Origin of the sequence: Ruminococcus callidus ATCC 27760 (assembly GCF_000468015.1) — a bacterium.
In the GTDB taxonomy this organism is placed as follows: Bacteria; Bacillota; Clostridia; order Oscillospirales; family Ruminococcaceae; genus Ruminococcus_C; species Ruminococcus_C callidus.
Window position 1 is genome coordinate 5609 of record NZ_KI260415.1, and the last position, 4543, is coordinate 10151.

A 4543-nucleotide genomic window follows, 5' to 3' on the forward strand; every position below is an offset into this window, starting at 1 on the left:
GCCGCCACAGTCTGGCGTTGGTCTGCTGGTAGAGTTCCAGACTCCAGGTCAGTCCGAACCAAATCAGGTGAGAACCGCCTGCCTGCAAATTCAAGCCATGACCAGCAGATGCTGGGTGAATTAGACCAACTTGCAGCCTTTCGGCGTTCCAGTTCCGAATACTGTCAGAGGACTGGATTTCCTGATAGGAAACATTCAGCTTTCGCAGTCGCTCTTGAATCCGCTCCAAATCATGCTTGAACCAGTATGCCACCAGAACGGGTTTGCCGTTGGCAGCTTCTATTAGGTCTTCCAGTGCATCCAGCTTTCGGCTGTGAATGGGAATCACTGCTCCGGTGTCGTCATACACCGCTCCATTCGCCAGTTGGGAAAGTTTGTTGCTGAGGGCGGCAGCGTTGGCAGCAGTGATTTCTATATCCTGCATCTCCAGAATCAATTCAGACTTGAACCGCTTGTAGGTTTCTTGCTCCATGTCGGACAGCTGCACGGGATATTCGTTGGAAAGCAATTCCGGCATGTGCAGGTGGTCAACTGCTTTCATCGAAACGGTGATGTCCGATATTTTTTCGTAGATCCGTTCTTCGGCATCGGGCAGGGATTTGTAGGAATACACGATATAGCCGTTCTGCTTATCGGGCTTGAAGTAGGCGTTCCGGTACTGCCCGATGAATCTGCCGAGCCGCTGCCCCATATCCAGCAGACGAAATTCCGCCCATAAATCCATAAAACCATTACTGGCAGGAGTGCCTGTCAAACCTACGATTCTTTTCACGTTCGGTCGAACTTTCATCAGTGCCTTGAAGCGTTTGCTTTGGTGGTTCTTGAAACTGGACAGTTCATCAATCACAACCATGTCATAGTCAAAGGCGGTATTGCTGACAAGCCAGTCCACATTTTCACGATTGATGATGTAGATGTCGGCATCTGCCTTCAAAGCTGCAATGCGTTCTTCTGCCGTTCCGACTGCAACGCTGTATCGTAGCGGTTTTAAGTGCTCCCACTTTTCGATTTCAGCAGACCAGGTATCCCGTGCAACTCGCAGCGGTGCAATAATCAGAACCTTTCTAACCACAAACAAATCAAACATCAAATTGTGGATTGCGGTCAGTGTTGTAATCGTCTTACCAAGTCCCATGTCCAGAAAAAGTGCTGCAATTGGATGTTCTTCGATAAAGCGAACAGCATATTTCTGATAATCATGTAGTTCCATCGCTTTTCACCTCCGAGATGATTTTTTCGATGCCCTCACAAGCATCCAAGACATAAACCAGAAAACCCAATCGCCTCAGAAGTTTATGCCGGGAAAGTTGAAGCGGTCTGGGTTTCTCTCCGGGTGCTTTCACTTCCACAAAAGCGATCCTGCCGCCAGGCATCAATACAATGCGGTCTGGAACTCCTGCCGTTCCGGGAGACGTGAATTTCCAGCACACACCGCCATTTTGCTTTACTGCCTTTTTGAGTTTTTCTTCAATGATTTTTTCTAGCATGGGAGTACATACACACTTTCACCATTTTTCATAGCTTCAGTTATTTCATCAAGAACCCTTGGGACATCATCTATTTTGGCAAGAGTTCTTTTTTTCCTATCGGTCATAATCACAAGATTTTCAGGATGTAATGTGTCCTGATAGAGTGCATCAAATTTTTCAAGGTTAACCAAAAGATTATTTTTCTTGATCCACATAATGTTTCCTCCTAAAAAGTACGCAATATGGGAATTGTGCCGCTCGTAGCCGGTCATTTACAAGCCTTATATATAGAAGAAATTTTTACTTTTTTTCTCGCCTGCGTAAAGACTGTATATGACCGGCTTACACCGGCACACTCCCGATTTTTGGGGCTTTTTTCGTATTTTTGTGCCGGTCAAGTTAGTCGAGGATGCCATAAGTCAATTGAATTCCAATGATGTATTTACCATCCCTCATCTTTTTTCTCTTGTATCCTGCCTGTTCCAGAGCCGCATAAAAATCAGAGGTACTGCGGATGTATTCACCATTTTCAATGCAGTATTCTCTGTAGTTGTTGTAAAGTTCACCGGATTTCTCCTGATAGCTTCTATTCACGATACAGCATTCATTGATGAAGTTTCCAAGCCAGTCATTGCCTTCCCGATAGGCTCCGATTGCATCTAAAACACACTGCGGTCTGTTGATCTGATAGTTTGCCGCAATCACCTTTCTTGCACCCTCAATCAGCCAGGAAAGCACTGCACCGCCTGCGTTATCCACAAGATGCTGCGTGTAGTTTTTGATGTCCTTAGAGCCTTGAATTTTTGCGTGAAACGGAATGACAATCAATCTCCGCCATGTGCCATCATCCGATGCACCGACCTTTGGAAGATGATTGGTATACAGCACCAAAGTATGAGATGGTTCAAAGTGGAATGGTGCTTTGAATTTCTTCTCGGCAAAAATCGGGTCGGTCGAGCACAGCTGTTTCACCACGCTGGTGTTCAGCCGCATCCCTTCTTGCAATTCTGCCGCAATAATCATCCGTTTTCCTTTCAGTTCCGCCATCTCCGGCTTCACGTTTCTCTTGCAATTGACGGTCAGTGCGTCCGCTGAAATGTTACCGCTGTAACTTCCCAGAACCTTGTAAATGACATTCCAGAACGTACTCTTGCCGTTTCGTCCGTCACCGTAGGCAATAATCATCGCCTCCAAATACACCTTACCCACAATACAAAGTCCGCAAATCATCTGCACATAGTCAATCAGGCTTTGGTCACCGCAGAAGAACACCTGCAACGCATCATTCCAGAGTTCTTCGCCTTCATTGCTCGGAACGACCGCCGTCACTTTCGTTAAGAGGTCGGCAGGGTCTGTGGGCTTCCAGCCATTCAATCCTTCGGGCAGATAATACGTGCCTCCGGGGGTATTCAAGAGCATGGGATTGCTGTCGAGGGCTTCGGGATTGTGGAGCACAAGCGGCTTTGCGGCATCCAGTGCATTGGTCATACTGCGAACATGGCGATATTTCATGACAAACGCCTTGAAAGCGGCATAGTACTGATACTCCTTGTATGCGGCGATCTGTTCCTCGTCCAGACTATCCCGAAACTTTTTACCGCCATTAATTGCTGCATCTCTTGCAACACCGAGGCTTTCCAGTTTCAAAAGTGACGCTTCCACCTGCTTTTCCGCCTCTGCCAGCTGTACGTCTGTATGTTCGATCATAGCAAGGGTGACAGCGTGTTCTGACTCCTCCCAATAGTTTCCGTTGTAGCGAAGATAATCGGTCGCAATGGTAAATGCCACCTCATCTGAAAAGCCTTCTACAAATGTGCGAGCCTCTCCAACGTCCGAAAAATCATCGGGAATCAAGGACTGTTTGCCGTATGCTTCAGGAGAAATATATCCTTCCTGCGAGGTTACTTTTTTTCCGAATTTGCAGGCACTGTGCCAGATTGCTTCCAGTTCTTCATCCGGTAGCGGCGGTTCGCATTCTGCTGCTTTTTCCAGGAACTTCTGATAACTTTCCTCAGTCACACCAAAACGCTTGACCAGTTTTCCAGCCATGCGAGACATTGTGCTGTTTCGCTGTCCCTGCGGAATGTTACGATTTGACTTCATCAGTGTAAGCCAATCCTCAATGGAAAGACTGCCTTCATGCCATACAACATCACTCGGACAGCCAAAAAGAAAACGTGAGGCATCCAGTGCATTGCCGTCGAAGAACGGCAGTTCCTTATGGATTTTCTGCTTTATCGCCTTATGAGAATTTGCATCGTTGCAGGGTGCTGTCGGAAAAAATACATGAAAACGTGGTCTTGCGGATTTATTCCCTTTCGCCAGCATATGATGACGGCTGTAGGTTACTGCAAATGCAACATCACTGAGGAAACTTGCCAGTTTTTCCTGTGTGATCCAGTCTTTCGGGTCATCTGAATGGTCGTTGTCACAATCCATGGGTACTACATCAGACAACAGAAAATTGGCATCACTGCGGGCAAAATTCTCATACTGAGCACAGACATGATCGTAGACAACGGCTTTTTTCAAATCCGCTTCTGAAGTAATGACCTTTTGGTTGGGATAAAGGATATTCTTTTCATTGCCGGTACAGTTTGCTGTATAGAGCGTAAATTTCATTCTATTTCCTCCAGTTCTTCTGTAAAATGCCGAATGGTCATATGCCGCCGCTTCGCCCATTTGATTTCCTGCTGCATACCCTCCGACCGCACAGAACCAAACACCCACAGCTGGGCACACTTTGACAGCAGTACCAAATTCATGAACATCGCTGTCTGACGATCTTCGCCCAGACTGTCATCCATGAACTGCGGAAACAGCAAGTGGGGAGCGATAGGGACATAGTGGGTATCTACTGCAAAGCGGCTGTATCGTCTGGCGTTTTCGATATTGTCATTGATGCAGCCGTGGGAATAGGGAGAACAGATGTATACCAGTGGTCGATAAGCGGCAGCCTTTTTCGCCCTGCGTTCCTCTCGTTCAATATGGCTCAGTGCTTCATAAGCAGTGAGATCGATGTATCCCTCAGCGTTATACAGATTCATGCAATACTCCTTTCAGCCGTTTCTGTG

At 46.9% G+C, this 4543-nt stretch carries 5 protein-coding genes; all 5 read right to left on the reverse strand.

The features are described from left to right. On the reverse strand, positions 1-1210 hold a 1210-nt coding region (locus tag RUMCAL_RS08600), incomplete at its 3' end, for an SNF2-related protein (protein WP_021682362.1). Continuing rightward, positions 1197-1487, reverse strand: coding sequence for a VRR-NUC domain-containing protein (locus tag RUMCAL_RS08605; RefSeq protein WP_021682363.1), 291 nt, complete (start codon positions 1485-1487; stop codon positions 1197-1199). The genes RUMCAL_RS08605 and RUMCAL_RS08600, both read right to left, overlap by 14 nt. Next, positions 1481-1684 (reverse strand): hypothetical protein, encoded by a 204-nt coding sequence (locus tag RUMCAL_RS08610; RefSeq protein WP_040647666.1) that lies wholly within the window; start codon positions 1682-1684, stop codon positions 1481-1483. Before RUMCAL_RS08610 ends, RUMCAL_RS08605 begins: the two co-directional genes overlap by 7 nt. Positions 1685-1868: 184 nt before the next feature. Next, positions 1869-4091, reverse strand: a complete 2223-nt coding sequence (locus RUMCAL_RS08615) for a phage/plasmid primase, P4 family (RefSeq protein ID WP_021682365.1) — start codon at positions 4089-4091, stop codon at positions 1869-1871. Next, on the reverse strand, positions 4088-4516 hold the full coding sequence (locus tag RUMCAL_RS08620; protein ID WP_021682366.1) for a DUF7768 domain-containing protein: 429 nt from the start codon (positions 4514-4516) through the stop codon (positions 4088-4090). Before RUMCAL_RS08620 ends, RUMCAL_RS08615 begins: the two co-directional genes overlap by 4 nt. Between the last annotated feature and the right edge of the window lie 27 nt (positions 4517-4543).

Excerpts from the sequence above, each read along its gene's own strand:
- RUMCAL_RS08605 (WP_021682363.1), bottom strand. The coding sequence starts at position 1,487 with ATGCTAGAAAAAATCATTGAAGAAAAACTCAAAAAGGCAGTAAAGCAA.
- RUMCAL_RS08615 (WP_021682365.1), bottom strand. The coding sequence starts at position 4,091 with ATGAAATTTACGCTCTATACAGCAAACTGTACCGGCAATGAAAAGAAT.
- RUMCAL_RS08610 (WP_040647666.1), bottom strand. The coding sequence starts at position 1,684 with ATGTGGATCAAGAAAAATAATCTTTTGGTTAACCTTGAAAAATTTGAT.
- RUMCAL_RS08620 (WP_021682366.1), bottom strand. The coding sequence starts at position 4,516 with ATGAATCTGTATAACGCTGAGGGATACATCGATCTCACTGCTTATGAA.